This window comes from Mesorhizobium sp. M1E.F.Ca.ET.041.01.1.1, from assembly GCF_003997355.1.
Lineage (GTDB): Bacteria > Pseudomonadota > Alphaproteobacteria > Rhizobiales > Rhizobiaceae > Mesorhizobium.
On sequence record NZ_RZSL01000782.1, the window covers coordinates 1 to 2,306 of the forward strand.

Genomic DNA, 2,306 nt, shown 5'->3' on the forward strand with positions numbered 1-2,306 from the left:
GCTGAAACAACCGGGCAAATCCGTCGGCGGACAGATCGGTGCCGCTCAGGACGTCGAAATTCAGCCGTTGCAGGCTCTCCGAAAGCTTTTTTGCATCGTTGGTGGCGTTGGCAAGATGCGGGAGATGAGGGCTCTGATAGTTGGAATTGCCGATGACGATCGCCAGCCGCTTACTCGGCTGCGGCGTCGCCTCTTGGTCCACCGCGGCTTGAACGTCGATCAAGCCGAACCATGAAAACAGCAGAACCGCCAGGATGCGCAGAAAGGGACCACAGGTCATGCCACGAACTCGTCTCAGCAGGCGACAGTCGTCAAGTCGCCGAAGCGCCTCGCCCATGGCGCCACCCCACGCGCCGAAACTCGTCTCCGAAGACGCGAAAAATCTACATCAGAAACCATCTCAAAGGAAGCGCAGCACTGGCCGATAGTCGGAAAACACAGTCAGTCCCAACAAGATATAGGAAATCCAACGGATTTTCTGATAGGATGCTCGGATCATATCTGCTGTAGCTATTGGTTGCACTTCCGATTTCCTACTATCGCATTGCTTGTATTGAATAAAATTGTTCAAGTTCGAGGGGGAATGACGATGAAGGCGGAAAAGCGGCTTCTGCGCCTTTGGGTCCTGGGCACGTTTTCAATCGGCGCCGCAGCCATTTTCATGCCGTCCGAGGCACGCGCCTGTATCGTCGACAACGACGGAACCTTCCTGGACCCCAATTGCTATATTGGCGGCGCCGCCAATGGCGCGATTGTCGACACGTCGCTGGACGCGCTTCACGACATCGTTGACGACATTGTCGAGGCGGATGTCGGTCCGGCAAAGGCAGTTCCGCCAGCGCCGGTGCAGACGGCGCCTTTTGGCGTTTTCGCATCCGGCCAGTTTGCCCATACCGAGCATGACGGCTTCAAGATATCGAACAGCGTCGACACTTTCGATGGGCCGCATTTCGACGTCGATGAATTTTCCGCCGCAATCAGCGTGGACTTCAATGCCGCCAAGCATTTCGGGTTCGACAACGAGCACGGCCTCAATCTCGGTCTGTTCGGCGGCTACGCTTCGGCCAAGGTGGGTGTCGATGCATTCGAGTTCTTCAGCGGCGGCGATGCCACCAACAGAAGCGGCATGTTCGGCGGTTATGGACTCTATCGCCATGACACCAGCTACATGCTTGTCGCCGCCTCGGCTTTTCTCGGCAACACCGATGTCGATCGCGGGAGGCAATTCGGCAGCTATGACACACAGGGCTACGCAATAACCGGGTCTGTCGGCCGCATCTTCAACCTGACTGACCGGGTGCGCTTCGACCTGCGCGGCGGATTGCTGGGGGTTACCTTTACCGGCGATGCATATGAAGACAATTTCGGCACCGACTATGGGAAGAGCCATCTGTCCTTCGGCGCGGTCAAGTTCGAACCCGGCATCTATGCCGATTTTCAACTTGGGAACGGCATGGTGATCAGCCCCTATGCGCGGGCCGATGTCCAGCAGCGCTTCGGCTATTCCAATACGGCCAGCGTGGATGGCGTGGAGAGCGAGTTCGACGACGCGGACTTCTCGGTGGCGTTGTACTCCGGTTTCAACCTGAAGATGACAAGTTCGACAACGTTCAGCACCGAAATTCGCGGCAAGTGGTCCGAGGACAGTACAACCATCAGCGGCAAGCTGGGTCTGAAGATCGCCTTCTAACCTCTCGGTCGCCGGCAAGAGTTCTTTCGCTCAGTGGAGCAGGGCGCCGGCGATGTCGGGCTGAGGTTGATTCTGCAGGGAGCCGTGCCGGCGGTTTCGGCTTTCCGGTTATCCCAGAGTGGTTTCTGCGGCATCCTGATCCGCCGCCGTCCCTTCGTCTCCGGTTCCCGTGTCCGACACTTGGCCATCGCCCGAGCCTGTCGGGGGAAGCACCGTCACGTCCATTCGAGCGATCCGGGATGCCGCTCTCCCTTGCGCGTTCGGCTCGCTGTCGCCTGTCTCCAAAACGGAGGCCTTTGCAAGATGGCCAATGCTTTCGCCGCTCTTGCCGGGAAAAGCTGCATCGGGTGATGGCTGAGGTCTGGTGCTACGCTGCACTGCACCGGCGTTGTGCTGGCTTCCAATCGGAGAGGTCATGGCTGCGCTCCAGGTGGATGACAGACGCACTATGGCACACCTGGCTGGTGCCAACCTTGTGGCTGGCGTGGGTCAAACGCTTGGTTTCAGGCGAGTTCAGAGCGCCACCGGCCCGATTGGCTGTCATATCGGTCCAAGCCCCGGTGGGAGGATGACAAATAATCGTCCAGAGAATGTCAGCAATCCATCAGACTTGGGT

Annotated in this window: 3 protein-coding genes; 2 read left to right on the forward strand and 1 reads right to left on the reverse strand. The window is 58.3% G+C overall.

Going from position 1 to position 2,306, the window contains the following annotated elements:
• Positions 1–337, reverse strand: a 337-nt coding sequence (locus tag EOA38_RS34045; protein ID WP_245480992.1) for a caspase family protein, incomplete at its 3' end; no start/stop codon positions are given.
• Between the two features lie 246 nt (positions 338–583).
• Between EOA38_RS34045 and EOA38_RS34050 the strand changes: the two genes are divergently transcribed.
• Entirely contained in the window at positions 584–1,690 is a 1,107-nt protein-coding gene (locus EOA38_RS34050; protein WP_127301284.1) for an autotransporter outer membrane beta-barrel domain-containing protein, read from the forward strand.
• A gap of 415 nt (positions 1,691–2,105) precedes the next feature.
• On the forward strand, positions 2,106–2,306 hold a 201-nt coding region (locus EOA38_RS39880; RefSeq protein WP_210213006.1), incomplete at its 3' end, for a hypothetical protein.

Coding starts and splice junctions, on each gene's coding strand:
- EOA38_RS34050 (WP_127301284.1), top strand. CDS start 584: ATGACGATGAAGGCGGAAAAGCGGCTTCTGCGCCTTTGGGTCCTGGGC.